A 2,628-nucleotide genomic window follows, 5' to 3' on the forward strand; every position below is an offset into this window, starting at 1 on the left:
AAAGCAGAGATTTTTTTGGTTGGCGATCGCGGCTACTGACGCGTGAACAGGCCGGTCGGGGCCAGTCCGCGATCGGTAATCAAAAAAATGTTTGTGCTAAACCGCTCCGCAGGCGTTTGCTTCTATGGGCATTGAATGAACGGCGCGGTAATTCGTACTGCCGGGCGCCTGGCCATTGCACGCCGGAACGAGGCGGTCTGACAGAGCCGGCCACGCGAAGACAGCGGGAATTCGAGGGTTAGCGGGCAGGTAGTGCGGAGTTTCACGGCATTGTGATGGTGCGACGACGCTAAGGCACGAGTCGGTTCGCGTTGGCCGCATGGGGGAAGACCAACGTGCTCGGGGGTGGTGCTGATGCCGGTCAGTGCACATGGCTCGGGTCAGGTGGAGCGCGCGGCAGGATGCCAGGCACACCGCCTTCGATGCGGACCATCTGGCCCTTGCCGCACACGGGGCAGTCGCGAAGTGATTTGCCGGTGAGCCGCAGGTAACGGTCACGGTAGTCTTCCCCGATGGCGGGTGACGCAGCGGCGGGCGGCTCGACGCCGAGCAGCCGCCGGCAGGTGGCGAGGCGGTCTGCCCGATGACAGTTGGCGAGCCACCCGTAGCTGCGGATGCGCTTGAAGCCGACGGGCAGCACGTGCAGCAGGAAGCGGCGGATGAACTCGTCGGCCGTGAGCGTCATGGTCCGGTGGCGGGCTTCGTGACGGTAGTCCTTCCACTGGAACAGGACCGAATCGCCGTCAAAGCGCAGCAACCGGTTATTCGAGATGGCGACGCGATGCGTGTAGCGGCCCAGGTAATCGAGCACCTGTGCGGCGCCGCCAAACGGTGGTTTCGCGTAGACGACCCACTCCGCGTGAGCAGCGGGCGCGAGCCAGGCGGCGAACGCTCGCGGATCACGCAACGGCTCGAGCTGGCCATGGAAGCGCAGCGCGCCGGCATCGAACGCGCGGTGCAAGTGGTCGAGAAAGAGCCGCCGGAAGAGCCGCGAGAGGACCCGAACGGGCAGGAAGAAGCCTGGCCGGCAGGCGATCCAGCGTTCGCCGTCCGGGGCGATGCCGCCGCCCGGTACCACGCAATGCACGTGCGGATGGTGTAGCAGATTCTGCCCCCACGTGTGCAGGACCGTGATGAAGCCGATTTCCGCGCCGAGGTGTTTGGGATCGGCGGCGATCGTGCGCAGCGTCTCGGCGCTGGTGCGGAAAAGCAGATCGTAGAGGGTCTTCTTGTTCTGGTACGCGAGCGCAGCGATGGGCTCGGGGAGTGTGAAGACGACGTGGAAATATTCGACGTCAGGCAGCAGTTCGGCGTGCCGGCGTTCGAGCCATTGCGCGCGGGCAAGCGACTGGCACTTCGGACAGCAGCGATGGCGACACGAGTCGTAGGCAATGCGCTGATGGCCGCAGGCATCGCACTGCTCGACATGACCGCCGAGCGCGGCGGTGCGGCACAGCTCGATGGCGCTCATCGCGCGGCGCTGGGCACGACTGAGGGCGTCGGCATGGGTCTGCCGGTAGTCAGGGCCGCAGCGGCGGAAGATGTCCGCCACCTCGAGCGCCGGTCGCATCGCCGGCTTCAGAAGTACTCGGGCGCAGGCGGCTGGGGTGGAACGGGTGCGGGATGCGGCAGCAGGTCGAAGGGACTGGTGGTGGCGCACACGGTGCTCGTCGCCAGCTTGAGGTACCGTGCCGTGGTCGCCATGCTGCGATGTCCCATGAGCAGCTGGATCCTGCGTACATCAGCACCGGTTTCCAGCAGATGAGTGGCGAACGCGTGCCTCAAGGAATGTGGCGTAACGGGTTTCGTGATGCCGCTGCGCTCACGTGCAAGCTGGCATGCGTCGCCCACGGCATGGCGGCTGATGGGCCGCCCCGGAATGCTCCCTGGAAAGAGCCATTCCCTCGGGTGGGCGTCCTGCCAGTACAGTCGCAGGACCTCGAGCAGACGCGGCGAGAGCATTACGTAGCGATCCTTACGGCCTTTACCCTGGCAGACACGGATCATCATCCGCTGGCTGTCGATATCGGTGACCTTCAGATGCACGACTTCGGAGACACGCAGGCCGGCCGCATAGGCCGTCATCAGGATGGCGCGCTGTTTCAGGCTGGGAATCGACTCGAAGAAACGCGTGACTTCCTCGAAGCTCAGGATGACGGGCAGCTTCACGGGCCGTTTGGGCAACGGGAAATCCTCGTCACTCCAGTCCCGCCTGAGCGTGATGCGGTACAGGAAGCGCAGCGAGCCTACGGCCAGTTGGACACTGGCTGGCGCGAGCTTGCGTTCGTTGGTCAGGTGGATAATCCAGGCACGGATCTCTTCGGGACCGAGCACCTCGGGTGAGTGCCGGAAGTGTCGGGCGAAACTGGAAACCTGCAGGAGATAGGTCTTCTGCGTGTTGACAGCAAGGTTGCGGATCTGCATGTCGTGCAGCATGCGTTGGCGCAGTGGCGTCATGGCGAGCCTCCTGGAAGCAGTGGGTTGAATGCCCAACTGGGCGTTCACATACTGCTCCCGGCGACACCGCTCACCACCTCGCTGGGGTCCAGCGCCAGACAACCCTCTTCATGAAACGTCAGCCATAGACCTGTGCCCACCTCCCACTACCGCGTCAGCGGTTTAGTACAA

General features: G+C 64.4%; 2 protein-coding genes. Both read right to left on the reverse strand.

Annotated elements, in window-relative coordinates:
• Positions 1-361: 361 nt before the first annotated feature.
• On the reverse strand, positions 362-1,570 hold the full coding sequence (locus M0D66_RS37850) for an IS91 family transposase (protein ID WP_266212950.1): 1,209 nt from the start codon (positions 1,568-1,570) through the stop codon (positions 362-364).
• A gap of 8 nt (positions 1,571-1,578) precedes the next feature.
• Entirely contained in the window at positions 1,579-2,457 is an 879-nt protein-coding gene (locus M0D66_RS37855; protein ID WP_266212951.1) for a site-specific integrase, read from the reverse strand.
• Between the last annotated feature and the right edge of the window lie 171 nt (positions 2,458-2,628).

Origin of the sequence: Paraburkholderia sp. SECH2 (assembly GCF_030464795.1) — a bacterium.
Classification (GTDB): Bacteria; Pseudomonadota; Gammaproteobacteria; order Burkholderiales; family Burkholderiaceae; genus Paraburkholderia; species Paraburkholderia aspalathi.